The sequence below is a fragment of the Pseudomonas sp. ChxA genome, from assembly GCF_030263855.1.
Classification (GTDB): Bacteria; Pseudomonadota; Gammaproteobacteria; order Pseudomonadales; family Pseudomonadaceae; genus Aquipseudomonas; species Aquipseudomonas fluorescens_CB.
In genome coordinates, this window is sequence record NZ_JARPMK010000001.1 from 5,458,071 (window position 1) to 5,473,742 (window position 15,672).

Consider the following 15,672-nt stretch of genomic DNA (forward strand, 5'->3'; position numbering starts at 1 on the left):
ATGGTGCTCTCGAGAGGTTTGCGCTCAATGTGGGAGCTGGCTTGCCAGCTTCCACTTTTGTTCAGCACAACCCTCTCAGCACTCGTTCAAGCCTTCACGAAACCGCAATGCCATCTTCTTCAGTTCCTGACGCCAGCTTTCCAGCTCTTCGCGGCTCAAGGGCTTGGGCTCATCCTCTTCCAGCGCAACGGCCACGATCAGCGGCTGTGTCACATCGCCCTTGGGCACATGGGGAACACGCGGCGGCTGGAACATATCCGCATGCGCCTTGAGCAATCGAGCAACCCAACTGTCGGGGCTCTGCGCCATTTCCACCAGTTCGGCCAATTCAGGAATCGCCATGCTGTCCAGCACTTCGCGGTTCATGAGCATTTCTGCTCGGGGCGCGCCCGCCTGGGGCAAGCGGTAGAACCCGGCAATTTCATGGCACAAGCCCAGCAAAGCGCCGTAAAGGTGGAACAACGCGGCCTCACGCCCGGCCTGGACCAGCGCGATGGCATTCATCTCCTTCCCTTCCTCGGCACGGCCAAGGGCTTCCAGGGACAAACCCGCGAAGTAAATTTTCTGATTGGTACGGGTATAGAGTTCGTTGGCCATAACGGCAGTCTCCACAACGAAATAAGCGTGATGCTGGCTGAACATTGTGGCGAGGGAGCTTGCTCCCGCTGGGCCGGGCTGGCGCTCCAGTGCGCAGCGCCCCCTAAAGCCGGGGCCTGCTGCGCAGTCCAGCGCGAGCAAGCTCCCTCACCACAGCAAGCCCGCCCCTAGACCTCGGACAGATCAGCCGATCAAGCGCCCTGGCGCTTGTCCTCGACCTTCCATTTACCACCGTCGTAGAACGCTTTCCAGCCAGTTGGCTTGCCGTCCACTTCGGTCTGCACGTACTGCTCCTTGGTTTTGCGGCTGTAGCGGATCACGGACGGGCGACCGTCGGGATCCTTCTTCGGCGCTTCACACAGGAAGTGGTACTTCGGATCGATCTCGTCTTTATGCGGCACGATCTCCATCACCAACGGTGCACGCGTCTCGCGGTTTTTCGGGAACTGGCTGGCCGCCAGGAACAGGCCCGAAGCGCCGTCACGCAGGATGTAGGTGTCGTTGACCTTCTCGCACTTGAGTTCCGGCATCTTCACCGGGTCCATCTTCGGCGGCGCCGCGTCACCGCTCTTCAGCAGTTTGCGCGTGTTCTTACAGGTCGGGTTGGTGCAGCCGAAGAACTTGCCGAAACGGCCGGTCTTGAGCTGCATCTCGCTGCCGCACTTGTCGCATTCCAGGCTCGGGCCTTCGTAGCCTTTGATGCGATAGGTGCCCTCTTCGATCTCGTAGCCGTTGCAGTCCGGGTTGTTACCGCAGATGTGCAGCTTGTGCTTCTCGTCGAGCAGGTAGGCGTCCATCGCCGTGCTGCAGATCGGGCAGCGATGCTTGCCACGCAGTACCAGCGACTCGGACTCACCCTCGTCGTCAGCGGCAATCTCATCACCCGGCACCAGGTTAACCGTGGCCTTGCAACGTTCTTTCGGCGGCAGGCTGTAGCCTGAGCAACCGAGGAACACACCGGTGGATGCGGTACGAATCTGCATCGGGCGGCCGCACGTCAGGCACGGGATGTCAGTCATCACCGGCTGGTTGGCGCGCATGCCGCTATCAGGGCTTTCGGCTACTTCGAGTTTCTTTTTGAAGTCGCCGTAGAACTCATCCAGCACGTTTTTCCAATCGCGCTCGCCCTGGGCCACGTCATCGAGGTTCTCCTCCATGCCGGCGGTAAAGCCGTAGTCCATGAGGTTGGAGAAGCTCTCGGACAGGCGCTCGGTCACGATGTCGCCCATCTTTTCCGAGTAGAAGCGACGGTTGTGCAGCGCTACGTAGCCACGGTCCTGGATGGTCGAGATGATTGCCGCATAGGTCGAAGGACGACCGATACCGCGTTTTTCCATCTCTTTTACCAGGCTGGCTTCGGAGTAACGCGCCGGCGGCTTGGTGAAATGCTGGGACGGGTCGAGCTTGATCAGCTTCAACGTGTCGCCCTGGGCCATGTCCGGCAGCACGTCGTCATCGCCTGGCTTGGCGATTTGCGGCATCACGCGGGTATAGCCGTCGAACTTGAGGATACGGCCCTTGGCACGCAGCTCGAAGTCGCCTGCGCCTACGCTGACGGTGGTCGACAGGTATTGCGCCGGCAGCATCTGGCAAGCCAGGAACTGGCGCCAGATCAGCTCGTAGAGGCGCTCAGCGTCACGCTCCATGCCAGTCAGCTTGCTTGGCTCGGTGTTGGCGTCGGAAGGACGAATCGCTTCGTGAGCCTCCTGTGCGCCTTCTTTGCTGCTGTAGACGTTCGGCGACTCCGGCAGATACTTCTTGCCGAACTCGCTTTCAATATAAGTACGCGCCATCGCCACCGCGTCTTGCGACAGGTTGGTGGAGTCGGTACGCATATACGTGATGTAGCCGGCTTCATACAGACGCTGGGCCATCATCATGGTTTTCTTCACACCGAAGCCCAGGCGGTTACTGGCGGCCTGTTGCAGGGTGGAGGTGATAAACGGCGCCGACGGCTTGCTGCTGGTCGGTTTGTCTTCACGCTTGACGATGCTGTAGATGGAAGCCTTGAGCTTCTCCAGCGCGGCCATGGCCTGGGCTTCGTTCAGCGGTTTGAAGGCCTCACCTTTCTCGCGGGCCACTTCAAAGCGCACGTTGTTGCCCTTGGCAGTGCCCAGGTCAGCGTGGACTTCCCAGTATTCTTCGGGGTTGAACGCTCGGATCTCGCGCTCACGCTCCACCACCAGCTTGACCGCTACCGATTGCACACGGCCGGCAGACAGGCCACGGGCGATCTTCGCCCACAGCAGTGGCGAGACCATGTAACCCACTACGCGGTCGAGGAATCGGCGGGCCTGTTGGGCGTTGACGCGGTCGATATCCAGCTCACCCGGCTTGGAGAAGGCTTCCTGGATGGCTTTTTTGGTGATTTCGTTGAACACCACACGCTTGTAGCGGCTGTCATCACCACCGATGGCTTCGCGCAGGTGCCAGGCAATGGCTTCCCCTTCGCGGTCCAAGTCCGTCGCGAGATAGATGGTGTCGGCATCTTTTGCGAGCCGGCGCAGCTCTTCGATGACCTTTTCTTTGCCTGGAAGGATTTCGTACTTGGCCTTCCAGCCATGTTCCGGGTCCACACCCATGCGTGAGACCAGCTGCTTGCGCGCTTTCTCTTTAGGGCTGAGCACCGGACCTTCGCCCGCAGCTGCCTTGCCGCGCTTGGCGGCAGGCTCCTTGCTGGCGCTAGCCGAACCGCTGGTGGGCAGGTCTCGGATATGGCCGATACTCGACTTCACCACGTACTCATTGCCCAAGTACTTGTTGATGGTCTTGGCCTTAGCCGGGGATTCCACAATGACCAGCGATTTGCCCATGGATCGGAAAATTCCTGAATTCGAGAAGTGAAAGGCAGTTGGCGCCTGTCGCGGCAACGCTATATATAGTGGCAACAAGGTGAGGTCAAGCGCAGCATTCTGCGCGGCCTGCCGTTATTGCCCTGAAAAAAGACTGGGTTCGACCTGCACCAAAGCAAAGCGCGGGACCTGCTCGCCGTCAACTTCGACGCTCTCCAGGAACATGCTCAATGGGCGCACCCAAAAGCCGTAATCGCCATACAGTGCTTGGTAAAACACCACTTCTTCTTCGGTCTCGGAGTGCCGCGCCACATTAAAAACACGGTACTGCGGGCCCTTATAATGTTGGTAGAGCCCTGGTTCGACTTTCATGCTCTGGCCCTCGTGCAAAAATTGTTGAAAAAAAATATTAAAAATTCCAAAAAACAAAAACCGGGGCACTGGGCCCCGGCTTCCGTCAGCGAAACGTTTAGATACGTTCGAAGACGGTGGAAATGCCTTGGCCGAGACCAATGCACATGGTTGCAACCCCAAGGTTGCCGCCATTTTGCTTCATCACGTTAAGCAAAGTGCCGGAGATACGTGCACCGGAGCAACCGAATGGGTGGCCCAAGGCAATCGCGCCGCCGTGCAGGTTAACCTTCTCGTTCATCTTGTCGAGTACTTTCAAATCTTTCAGCACTGGCAGGGCCTGTGCGGCGAAAGCTTCGTTGAGCTCGAAGAAGTCGATATCGGAGATGGTCAGGCCCGCGCGCTTCAAGGCTTTTTGTGTGGCCGGTACTGGACCATAGCCCATGATTGCCGGGTCCACACCTGCCACTGCCATCGAACGGATCACCGCCATCGGCTGAATGCCCAGGTCCTGGGCACGCTGCGCCGACATCACGATCATGCACGAAGCACCGTCGGTGATTTGCGACGAAGTACCGGCTGTCACGGTGCCGCCCTTTGGATTGAAGGCGGGTTTCAAGGCCGCCAGGCTTTCCAGGGTGGTGTCCGGACGAATGGTTTCGTCGTAGTCGAACAGTTTGAGGAAACCGTTCTCGTCGTAACCGTTCATCGGGATGATTTCATCCTTGAACTTGCCTTCCACGGTCGCCTTGTGGGCCAACTGGTGGGAACGCACGCCGAACGCGTCCTGGGCTTCGCGAGTAATGCCGTGCATTTTGCCGAGCATTTCTGCGGTAAGGCCCATCATGCCCGAGGCTTTTGCCGCGTACAGCGACATGTGCGGGTTAGGGTCGACGCCGTGCATCATGCTGACGTGGCCCATGTGCTCCACGCCGCCGACCACGAACACATCACCGTTGCCGGTCATGATCGCTTGTGCTGCGGTGTGCAGCGCGCTCATCGACGAGCCACACAGGCGGCTGACAGTCTGGCCAGCTGCCGTGTGCGGGATCTGGGTCATCAGCGACGCCATGCGTGCGATGTTCCAGCCCTGCTCCAGGGTCTGGTTGACGCAGCCCCAGATCACGTCTTCGACTTCGTTAGGGTCGACCTTGACGTTACGCTCCAGCAACTTGCTGATCAGGTGCGCCGACATGTCTTCGGCGCGGGTGTTGCGGTGCATGCCGCCCTTGGAGCGGCCCATTGGCGTGCGACCGAAGTCGACAATCACCACGTCTCTTGGATTCAAGCTCATAAATATTCTCGCTCTATTCGTCTGGGCGCTTAACCGAAGAAGCTCTGGCCATTTTTGGCCATTTCACGCAGCTTCGCGGTCGGGTGGTACAGCGGGCCCAGATCAGCGTATTTGTCAGCCAGGGCAACGAACTCAGCCACACCGATCGAGTCGATGTAACGCAGCGCACCACCACGGAATGGAGGGAAACCAATACCGTACACCAGGCCCATATCGGCTTCGGCGGCGGTTTCAACGATGCCGTCTTCCAGGCAACGCACGGTTTCCAGGCACAGGGCGATCATCATCCAGTTGATGATGTCCTCGTCGGACACCTCACGCTGTTCATAGATGACTGGCGCGAGTACTTCGTGAACCGATGGGTCGGCCACTTTCTTCTGCTTGCCCTTCTTGTCAGCCTCGTAGGCATAGAAGCCTTTGCCGTTCTTCTGGCCCAGGCGCTTGGCCTCGTAGAGCGCGTCGATCGCCGAGCGACGGTCGTCTTTCATACGATCCGGGAAGCCTTCAGCCATCACGTCGCGACCGTGGTGGCCAGTGTCGATACCGACCACGTCCATCAGGTACGCCGGGCCCATTGGCCAGCCGAATTTCTCCATCACTTTGTCGATGCGCACAAAGTCGACACCGGCGCTGACCAGTTTGGCGAAACCGCCGAAGTACGGGAACAGCACGCGGTTAACCAGGAAGCCCGGGCAGTCATTGACCACGATCGGGTTCTTGCCCATTTTCTTGGCGTAGGCAACGGTAGTGGCAACCGCCAGCTCGCTGGACTTCTCGCCACGGATCACTTCCACCAGCGGCATCATGTGTACCGGGTTGAAGAAGTGCATGCCGACGAAGTTTTCCGGACGCTTGAGGGCCTTGGCCAGCAGCGAGATGGAAATAGTCGAGGTGTTCGAGGCCAGGATAGTGTCGTCTTTAACCTGGGCTTCCACTTCAGCCAGTACGGCTTGCTTGACCTTCGGGTTTTCGACTACCGCTTCGACCACCAGGTCGACGTGGCCGAAATCACCGTAGGACAGCGTAGGGCGAATGCCGTTGAGCACTTCAGCCATCTTCGCGGCGGTCATGCGACCTTTATCAACGCGACCCACCAGCAGCTTGGCGGCTTCTGCCAGGCCTTGCTCGATGCCGTGCTCGTTGATGTCCTTCATCAGGATCGGCGTGCCTTTGGACGCCGACTGATAGGCGATACCGCCGCCCATGATACCGGCACCGAGTACGGCAGCCTGTTTCACGTCGCGGGCAATCTCGTCGTAGGCCTTGGCCTTTTTCTTCAGTTCCTGATCGTTCAGGAACAGGCCGATCAAGCTTTGTGCTGCCGAGGTTTTCGCCAGTTTGACGAAACCTGCCGCTTCCACTTCCAGGGCTTTGTCGCGACCGAAGTTCGCGGCTTTCTGGATGGTCTTGATCGCTTCAACCGGTGCCGGGTAGTTCGGGCCGGCCTGGCCGGCCACGAAACCTTTGGCGGTTTCGAACGACATCATTTGTTCGATGGCGTTGAGCTTGAGTTTTTCCAGCTTCGGCTGACGCTTGGCCTTGTAGTCAAATTCGCCGCTGATGGCGCCTTTGATCAGGTTCAGAGCGGCTTCGGCCAGTTTGTCCGGGGCCACCACAGCGTCGACGGCGCCGACTTTCAGCGCGTCTTCGGCACGGTTTTCTTTACCGGCGGCGATCCACTCAATCGCGTTGTCTGCACCGATCAGGCGCGGCAGACGCACAGTGCCGCCGAAACCTGGGTAGATGCCCAGTTTGACTTCAGGCAGGCCGATTTTGGCGGTGGCCGACATGACGCGAAAGTCCGCAGCCAGGCACATTTCCAGGCCGCCGCCCAACGCGATGCCATTGATGGCAGCCACGGTTGGCACGTTGAGGTCTTCGAAATCGCTGAAAATCTTGTTGGCTTCGAGGTTGCCGGCCACAAGCTCTGCATCGGGCAGCTTGAAGTTGTCGACGAATTCGGTGATGTCAGCGCCGACGATAAACACGTCCTTGCCGCTGGAGACGATCACGCCCTTGACCGAAGCATCTGCTTTGATGGTGTCTACGGCCTGACGCAGTTCGTTCAGGGTTAGACGGTTGAACTTGTTGACGGACTCACCCTTGAGGTCGAATTTCAGTTCGACGATGCCACTTTCAAGAGCCTTAACCGTGATGGCTTTACCTTCGTAAATCATCAACTGATCTCCACGATATGGAAGCTGAACAGTACACACTGGACGCTGGCCTATTGGTTGGACATTGAGAGTTGCCTCAATGCTCATGCCAATCCGCCAGGCACACCCGCCAATGCGCTAGTCGGGGTTCTGTATGAGTCGTCTGACAGACAAACGCTCAATTCATACGCCCGTTTGATTTGGGTACGTCACCTTCATCCAATTCAGGGCAATTGTCAATCGCTCGAAAGGCCAGGAAAAACGCGACTTTCCAGTCAGTTCAGAACCCCACGCCCGCGCCTGCGCCCTGTCAATATTCAAATATTCACAGAATCAATAATAAAAAAGATGTGGGAAAAGGCTGTACAGAATCGGATATGCCGCTAGGCTAGCCACAACCGCAAAGCGCCTGGATGAACACCCGGCGTAAGGAACACAGAATTACCGGCCTGCCTGGCCAACTCCAGCCCGATGATGATGTCGGGCTTTTTAATGCCTGGCTTTTAACGCTATGGCGTCATGCCAGGGCCTTGAGCAGCGTATCGATGTCCTTCAGCACGCTGGCCTCGCCCTTCTCGCCCCAATACAAGGCGATCATTTGCTTGTCGGCCTCGACCTTGTAGACGTTGGCCGGCAACGTCGAAAAATGCGGCAACAACTTTTCATCCTCACACACTTCACGCCACTGATTGACCCATACGCCCGGCGACATTTGCCAGTAACTCCACAGGGCCGGCGTGCTGCCCCGTCGTGGTCGGCAGTACTGCGCGCACGGGCTCGGCGGCTCTTGTGCGAGCCAGTGCGGCCACTCCTGGGGCGCCAATTGCATGGTCAAACCGATGCGGCGTGCCTCCATGCGCAAGGCCATGCGCCCACTCTGATGGCGCGACGGGCGCAGCCATGCCATTGGGCTCAGAACCACCACAAGGATTGACACCACTATCCAGACCGTCATATGTGTACTCCCGAATTTCTAGATGAGCGGGTTTGAGCTGACGCAACCCCATCCGCTTGAAACCAGCCATACTGAACTTATTGCAGTCCCCTGGAGGAACGCGCCATGCCCAACGAACATTCCTATAAACATATCCTGGTCGCTGTCGATCTGACCGAAGAGTGCGACCCGGTTATCAAGCGCGCGCAGGCTTCAGCAATCGCCAACGGCGCCAAGCTGTCACTCGTGCATATCGTCGAGCCTATGGCCATGGCCTTTGGTGGCGACGTGCCGATGGACCTTTCCCAGTTGCAGCAACAGCAATTTGATCAGGCCAAAGAGCGCCTGGATCGCTTGATCCTGAAGTACCCGCAAGTGACCAAGGAAAACTCCCACCTCACCTACGGTCAGCCGCGCCAGGAAATCCATCACCTGGCCAAAGAGCAGAACTGCGACCTGATCGTGGTCGGCAGCCATGGTCGTCACGGCCTGGCGTTGTTGCTGGGCTCTACTGCTAACGACGTGCTGCACGGCGCGCCGTGTGATGTGCTGGCGGTCAAGCTGGTAAAAAGCTCGTAAGAACACTGTAAAACCTGTGTGGGAGCTGGCTTGTGTGGGAGCTGGCTTGCCTGCGATGCAGACACCTCGGTGATTCAGGCAGACCCAGGTGAGGCTATCGCAGGCAAGCCAGCTCCCACACAAACCAGCTCCACATTTTCAATCGCATTTCATATAAAAAGCCCGGCGATCATACAGATGAGCGCCGGGCTTTTTTATGGCGTGCGAATCAATCAGGCATCCAGCTCAGCCCAACGCTCCATCAGCACTTCCAGCTCTTGGTTCAGCTTTTCCAGGGAAGCAATCACTTTGGCGGTTTCCGCTGCCGGGCGCAGGTAGAAACCTGCGTCAGCCATGTCTGCCTCTACCGCAGCGATCTGCTGTTCCTTGGCGTCGATATCACCCGGCAAGGCTTCCAGCTCGCGTTGCAGCTTGTAGCTGAGCTTCTTCTTGGCCGCCGGTGCAGCGTCCGCAGCCGGTGCAGCAACAGCGGCCACAGGCGCCACGACTGCCGAGGTCAGGTCGGCCTTGCCGGACTTGCTCTCGGTCACGCCCAACAGACGCGGCGAGCCGCCCTGACGGATCCAGTCCTGGTAACCACCGACGTATTCACGCACCTTGCCTTCACCTTCGAAGACCAGGGTGCTGGTCACCACGTTGTCGAGGAATGCCCGGTCGTGGCTGACCATCAGCACGGTGCCGCTGAAGGTCAGCAAAACCTCTTCCAGCAGCTCCAGGGTTTCCACGTCGAGGTCGTTGGTCGGCTCGTCGAGTACCAGCAGGTTGGACGGCTTGCTGAACAGTTTGGCCAGCAGCAGGCGCGCGCGCTCACCACCGGACAAGGCTTTGACCGGCGTACGCGCACGCTGCGGGCTGAACAGGAAGTCGCCCAGGTAGCTCAGCACGTGGCGGCTCTGACCGTCGATGTCGATAAAGTCGCGGCCTTCGGCGACGTTGTCGATCACGGTCTTTTCCAGGTCCAACTGATGACGCAACTGGTCGAAGTAAGCCACGTCGATGCGCGTGCCTTCTTCCACGGTGCCGCTGGTCGGTTGCAGGCCATTGAGCATCAGCTTGAGCAAGGTGGTCTTGCCGGTGCCGTTGGCGCCCAGCAGGCCGATACGGTCGCCGCGCTGCAGGACCATCGAGAAGTCCTTGATCAGGAACGGGCCATCCGGGTGGTGGAAGCTGACGTTCTCCAGCACCATCACCTGCTTGCCCGACTTGTCGGCGGTGTCCAGCTGGATATTCGCCTTGCCGGTGCGCTCGCGGCGCTCACTGCGCTCAACACGCAGGGCTTTGAGGGCACGCACACGGCCTTCGTTACGGGTGCGACGGGCCTTGATGCCCTGGCGGATCCAGACTTCTTCCTGGGCCAGCTTCTTGTCGAACAGCGCGTTGGCGGTTTCTTCAGCGGCCAGCGAGGCTTCTTTGTGTACCAGGAAGCTGGCGTAGTCGCCGTTCCAGTCGATCAGGCCGCCACGGTCCAGTTCGAGGATGCGCGTGGCCAGGTTTTGCAGGAAGGAACGGTCGTGCGTGATGAACAGCACGGCGCCCTGGAAATCCTTGAGGGCTTCTTCCAGCCAGGCGATGGCGCCGATGTCCAAGTGGTTGGTTGGTTCGTCGAGCAGCAGCAGGTCTGGCTCGGACACCAGCGCCTGGGCCAGCAGCACGCGACGGCGCCAGCCACCGGACAACTCGGCGAGGGTCTTGTCGGCCGGCAGTTGCAGGCGGCTCAGGGTGCTGTCGACCAGTTGCTGCAAGCGCCAGCCGTCACGGGCTTCGAGGTCTTGCTGGACGTGCATGAGCTTGTCCAGGTCGGCTTCGGTGACGCAGTTCTGCGCCAGGTGATGGTACTGCGCGAGCAACTCGCCAACGCCGTCGAGGCCTTCGGCAACCACGTCGAACACTGTCCGTCCGTCGGCCACCGGTAATTCCTGGGGCAATTCGCCGATCTTGAGGCCTGGCGCGCGCCACACAGAGCCGTCATCGGGCTTCTGGTCGCCTTTTACCAGCTTCATCATGCTGGACTTGCCGGTGCCGTTGCGGCCGATGATGCACACCCGCTCACCACGGGCGATCTGCCAGGACACCTTGTCCAACAACGGCATAGCGCCGAAAGCAAGGGACACATCGCTGAATTTGAGCAGGGTCATACGCTTCTCCAAAAACTGGGCGCGCATTCTACCTGACTTGAGGGTGGGATGCGGCCGGCATTTTTGCCACAGACACGTTCTGTAGGACATTTACAGTCAACTTCTGCCAGCCGGCCGGCAAAGCTTTCGCCTGCCGCAGGCAAAAGGCTAAGCTAGGGGCAATCAGTGTCGGCGGTGCCGGTGCTAGTCGTGATTTCTCTGCACGGACGTCTCATGCGCAGTCGCCTTTTCAACTTTTTATCTTGTCTGCTTCTTTCCGCCACCGCCGTTCAATCTGCCCAGGCCGTGGACCTCACCACCCAACGTCAATATTACGATGAAGCCAAACGCGCCCTCGCCAAAGGCGACAGCGGCCCTTACATGCAATACAGCCAGGCCCTGGCCGACTACCCGCTCACGCCATACCTGGCCTACGACGAGCTGACCGCGCGCCTCAAAACCGCGAGCAACGAGGAAATCGAACAATTCCTCGCCAAAAACGGCGACCTGCCCCAGGCCAACTGGATGAAACTGCGTTGGTTGCGCTGGCTGGCCGACCGTGGTGACTGGCAAACCTTCGAAAAGTACTACGACGCCAAGCTCAATTTCGTCGAACTGGACTGCCTGCATGGCCAGTATCAGTTGACTCACAACCTCAAAGCCGAAGGCTACAAGACCACCGAAAAACTCTGGCTGACCGGCAAATCCCAGCCGGCCGCCTGTGACGCCACCTTTGGCCAGTGGGCCGCCGACGGCCAACTCACCGAACAGAAAATCTGGGACCGCGCCAAGCTCGCTGCCGAAGCCCGCAACTACGCGCTGGCCAACAGCCTGGTGAAAACCCTGCCAACCCTCGGCGCCCAAGGCCGCCTGATGGTCGACGTGGCGCAAAAGCCCGACATGCTCAGCGACCCGTCGCGCTTCCTGCCGGCCAACGAGGCCATGTCCGATGCCGTTGGCCTCGGTCTGCGCCGCCTGGCACGCCAGGACCCGGACAAGGCCATGGCACTGCTCGACGGCTATGCCAGCAGCATGCACTTCTCCCGTGACGAAAAAGTGTCGATCGCCCGCGAAATCGGCCTGACCCTGGCCCGCCGCTACGACCCACGCGCCCTCGACGTAATGACCAAGTACGACCCCGAGCTGCGTGACAACACCGTCTCCGAATGGCGCCTGCGCCTGCTGTTGCGCCTGGCGCGCTGGGAAGATGCCTACCAGTTGACCCGCAAACTCCCGCAAGACCTGGCCACCACCAACCGCTGGCGCTACTGGCAGGCGCGTAGCCTGGAACTGGCCGAGCCGAAAAACCCGCAGCCACTGGTGCTGTACAAGAACCTTGCGCAGGAACGTGATTTCTACGGGTTCCTCGCCGCCGATCGCTCCAAAGCGCCTTACCAGTTGAAAAACAAACCGCTGGTGATGAGCCAGGCGTTGATCAACAAGGTGCGTAATACCCCCGGTGTGCGTCGCGCTATGGAATTCTACGCACGCGGCCAGATTGTCGATGGTCGCCGCGAGTGGTACCACGTCAGCCGTCACTTCAACCGCGATGAAATGGTGGCCCAGGCCAAGCTGGCCTATGACATGAAGTGGTACTTCCCGGCGATCCGCACCATCAGCCAGGCGCAATACTGGGACGACCTGGATATTCGTTTCCCGATGGCCCACCGCGACACGTTGGTGCGCGAAGCCAAGGTGCGTGGCCTGCATTCAAGCTGGGTGTTCGCCATCACCCGCCAGGAAAGTGCCTTCATGGACGACGCCCGCTCCGGCGTCGGCGCCAGTGGCCTGATGCAACTGATGCCCGGCACCGCCAAAGAGACCGCACGCAAATTCAGCATCCCACTGGCCTCCCCGGCCCAAGTGCTGGACCCGGACAAAAACATCCAGCTCGGCGCCGCCTACCTGAGCCAGGTACACAGCCAGTTCAACGGCAACCGCGTACTCGCCTCCGCCGCCTACAACGCCGGCCCCGGCCGTGTACGCCAGTGGCTGCGCGGTGCCGATCACCTGAGTTTCGATGTGTGGGTGGAAAGCATCCCGTTCGATGAAACCCGCCAGTACGTACAGAACGTGCTGTCTTATTCGGTGATCTACGGGCAGAAGCTCAACTCACCGCAGCCGCTGGTGGATTGGCATGAGCGGTATTTTGATGATCAGTAAGACTGACTGAAGTGCGATCGGCAGGCTTGCTGTGGCCAATAGGCTTCATTTGGCCACCAGGCTTTCTGTGGCAAGCAGGCTTTATGTGGCAAGTAGGCTTGATGTGGCAAGCAGGCTTAATGTGGCGAGCAGGCTTGCCCTGCGTTGGAGTGCGAAGCGCTCCCCATTCAGCCCCGCCATGGTGTAACTGATAGACCGAGTCGGCAGGTTTTGGGGCTGCTACGCAGCCCAACGCGGGGCAAGCCCGCTCGCCACATCAAGCCCGCTCGCCACAACAAACCTGCTCAGCCTACTAGCCTGCTCACCCTACTAACCTGCTTGCCCTACTAACCTGCTCAGCCTACTAGCCCGCTCGCCACATAGATCGAGCTAGCCTTGGTTTTTCGCAACCTCACCGCCATCACTGAACTGCAACGCCGCTAACCGTGCATACAACGGATTACTCGCAATCAACTGTTGATGCGTGCCCACTGCCACCAACTTGCCCTGGTCCATCACCGCAATGCGGTCGGCGTTTTTCACCGTGGCCAGCCGATGCGCAATCACCAGCGTGGTGCGGCCCTGCATCAGTTGCGGCAAAGCTTGCTGGATCAAGTGTTCACTCTGCGCATCCAGGGCGCTGGTGGCTTCGTCCAGCAGCAGGATCGGCGCGTCCACCAGCAACGCACGGGCGATGGCCAGGCGCTGGCGTTGGCCGCCGGACAGGCCCATGCCGCCGTCGCCCAAATGGGTCTGGTAGCCGTCGGGCATTTGCAGGATGAAGTCGTGGGCGTGGGCGATGCGTGCCGCGGCTTCGACCTGTTCGCGCGTGGCGGACGGGTTGCCGTAACGGATGTTTTCCTCAACGCTGCCGAAAAACAGCGCCGGGCTCTGGGACACCAGCGCGAAATGACGGCGCAGGTCCATCGGCTCGAGTTCGGTCAGCGGGTGGCCTTCGAGCAGGATGCGGCCTTGCTGAGGGTCGTAGAAGCGCAGCAGCAAATCAAAGATCGTCGATTTGCCGGCGCCGGACGGGCCAACCAACGCCAGGGTTTCGCCCGGGTTGATGGTCAGGTTCAAGCCGTCAATGGCGTAGCTGTCTGGCCGCGATGGGTAGGAAAAGCGCAGGTCTTGCAGTTCCATGCGGCCACTGACCCGTTCCGGCAGTTGCACAGTGCCTTCGGCGGGCGCCTGGATGTCGTTGCTCGACTGCAACAATTCGCCAATCCGCTCAGCCGCTCCGGCGGCGCGCTGCAGCTCACCCAGCACTTCGCTAAGGGTGCCGACGGCGCTGCCGACGATCAGGCTGTAAAACACGAACGCGGCCAGCTCGCCGCCGGAAATGCGCCCATTGATCACATCCATGCCACCCACCCACAGCATCACGCCCACGGCGCCGAGCACCAGCATGATCACCAGGGTAATGAGCCAGGCACGCTGTGCGATGCGTTTACGCGCAGTGGCGAATGCCTCTTCGACGGTCACGGCAAAACGCTGTTCGTCCTGCACCTGGTGGTTATAGGCCTGCACGGTCTTGATCTGGCCGAGCGTCTCCGACACGTAACTGCCCACATCGGCAATACGGTCCTGGCTCAGCCGCGACAGGCTGCGCACGCGGCGACCGAAGATCAGGATTGGCGCCAGCACCAACGGCAGAGCCACCACCACGATGCTGGTGAGCTTGGGGTTGGTGACAAACAACAGCACGATGCCGCCGATCACCATCAAGGCATTGCGCAGGAACAGCGACAGCGACGAGCCGATCACCGATTGCAGCAACGTGGTGTCAGTGGTCAGCCGCGACTGGATTTCCGAACTGCGGTTGTTCTCGTAAAAGCCGGGGTGCAGGTAGATCAGGTGATTGAAAACTTGCCGACGAATGTCCGCAACCACCCGCTCGCCGATCCATGACACCAGGTAAAACCGCGCAAACGTGCCCACAGCGAGGCCCAGTACCAGCACCATGAACAGGCCAATGGACTGGTTGAGCAAGTGCGGCGACTGAGTCATGAACCCTTGGTCCACCAGCAGGCGAATGCCCTGCCCCATGGACAAGGTGATGCCGGCCGTGACAATCAGCGCCAACAAGGCGCCCAGCGCCTGCCAACGGTAGGGCGCAACAAAGCGGCTGGCCAGACGAATTGCACGACGTTGACGGACTGAGAACATGGAGGGCATACCGATGAGGAACCTATACACCAACATTGGGGGAACTTGGGCAAATAGCAATGAGTCAGGTTAATTATGCCCGCCGATGTTGATCCCTAGAGGCTATCGGTCTAACGCCCGGGTGGAAATTTGTATCGGTTTCTGCTGGACTGGGCGTTCGAACCGGTGATCGTGTAAGGAGTTGTAATAGCTCGGTCACGCGGGGGGATTAGATTAGGTACACAACCTGATGAGGAGACAGGCCATGACCTTGCAAAATAGCAGTGACGCCAAAATTGAAGTGATTCGCCAGCCGCAGCAGTTGCCTTGCTCGTATATCGATGCCAAGGGCCGCGAAGTGCAGATTACCGAAGAGATGATCCAGCAAGCGTGCAGCGACCTGGAACAGCGACTGGTCAAACCTGCCAAGCAAGGCTGACGCGCCCACGCTCTTTCAGACCCGGCCTCAATGGCCGGGTTTTTTATGCCTGTTTTTTATGCTCTGATCTGTTTTGTGTGGCCTGCTTTTTGTGGCGAGGGAGCTTGCTCCCGCTGGGCCGGGCTG

11 protein-coding genes are annotated in these 15,672 nt (G+C 59.5%); 3 read left to right on the top strand and 8 right to left on the bottom strand.

Features of this window, described 5'->3' with window-relative positions:
• Positions 1–75: 75 nt before the first annotated feature.
• The 6 genes from P5706_RS24530 to P5706_RS24555 form a co-directional block, all read right to left on the bottom strand.
• A complete protein-coding gene (locus P5706_RS24530) occupies positions 76–597 on the bottom strand; it encodes a DUF6586 family protein (protein ID WP_200430533.1) in 522 nt (173 codons plus the stop codon).
• Positions 598–788: 191 nt separating this feature from the next.
• Positions 789–3,410: a type I DNA topoisomerase gene (gene topA, locus P5706_RS24535; protein ID WP_285682357.1), complete on the bottom strand. Its 2,622-nt coding sequence runs from the start codon at positions 3,408–3,410 to the stop codon at positions 789–791.
• Between the two features lie 114 nt (positions 3,411–3,524).
• Positions 3,525–3,761: a DUF1653 domain-containing protein gene (locus P5706_RS24540; RefSeq protein ID WP_200430536.1), complete on the bottom strand. Its 237-nt coding sequence runs from the start codon at positions 3,759–3,761 to the stop codon at positions 3,525–3,527.
• A gap of 97 nt (positions 3,762–3,858) precedes the next feature.
• On the bottom strand, positions 3,859–5,034 hold the full coding sequence (gene fadA, locus P5706_RS24545) for an acetyl-CoA C-acyltransferase FadA (RefSeq protein WP_017137418.1): 1,176 nt from the start codon (positions 5,032–5,034) through the stop codon (positions 3,859–3,861).
• Between the two features lie 29 nt (positions 5,035–5,063).
• Positions 5,064–7,211, bottom strand: a complete 2,148-nt coding sequence (gene fadB / locus P5706_RS24550; protein WP_017137417.1) for a fatty acid oxidation complex subunit alpha FadB — start codon at positions 7,209–7,211, stop codon at positions 5,064–5,066.
• Positions 7,212–7,707: 496 nt separating this feature from the next.
• Positions 7,708–8,145 carry a hypothetical protein gene (locus P5706_RS24555; RefSeq protein ID WP_200430537.1) on the bottom strand — a complete coding sequence of 146 codons (438 nt, stop codon included), beginning with the start codon at positions 8,143–8,145 and terminating at the stop codon, positions 7,708–7,710.
• Positions 8,146–8,250: 105 nt separating this feature from the next.
• Here P5706_RS24555 and P5706_RS24560 point away from each other — a divergent pair, with 105 nt between their 5' ends.
• Positions 8,251–8,703, top strand: coding sequence for a universal stress protein (locus P5706_RS24560; RefSeq protein WP_200430538.1), 453 nt, complete (start codon positions 8,251–8,253; stop codon positions 8,701–8,703).
• Positions 8,704–8,915: 212 nt separating this feature from the next.
• Here P5706_RS24560 and P5706_RS24565 read toward each other — a convergent pair whose 3' ends face one another.
• The gene (locus P5706_RS24565) at positions 8,916–10,838 is read right to left on the bottom strand and encodes an ATP-binding cassette domain-containing protein (protein ID WP_285682363.1); all 1,923 of its coding nucleotides are present in this window, start codon (positions 10,836–10,838) and stop codon (positions 8,916–8,918) included.
• Positions 10,839–11,051: 213 nt separating this feature from the next.
• On the opposite strand from P5706_RS24565, the gene P5706_RS24570 reads away from it, so the two are divergent.
• The gene (locus tag P5706_RS24570) at positions 11,052–12,980 is read left to right on the top strand and encodes a transglycosylase SLT domain-containing protein (RefSeq protein ID WP_200430543.1); all 1,929 of its coding nucleotides are present in this window, start codon (positions 11,052–11,054) and stop codon (positions 12,978–12,980) included.
• A 369-nt stretch (positions 12,981–13,349) separates the two neighbouring features.
• Here the strand turns inward: P5706_RS24570 and P5706_RS24575 are convergent, their stop codons facing one another.
• Entirely contained in the window at positions 13,350–15,137 is a 1,788-nt protein-coding gene (locus P5706_RS24575) for an ABC transporter transmembrane domain-containing protein (protein WP_285682365.1), read from the bottom strand.
• Between the two features lie 235 nt (positions 15,138–15,372).
• Here P5706_RS24575 and P5706_RS24580 point away from each other — a divergent pair, with 235 nt between their 5' ends.
• Positions 15,373–15,546, top strand: a complete 174-nt coding sequence (locus tag P5706_RS24580; RefSeq protein WP_163005420.1) for a PA1571 family protein — start codon at positions 15,373–15,375, stop codon at positions 15,544–15,546.
• The last annotated feature ends 126 nt before the right edge of the window (positions 15,547–15,672 follow it).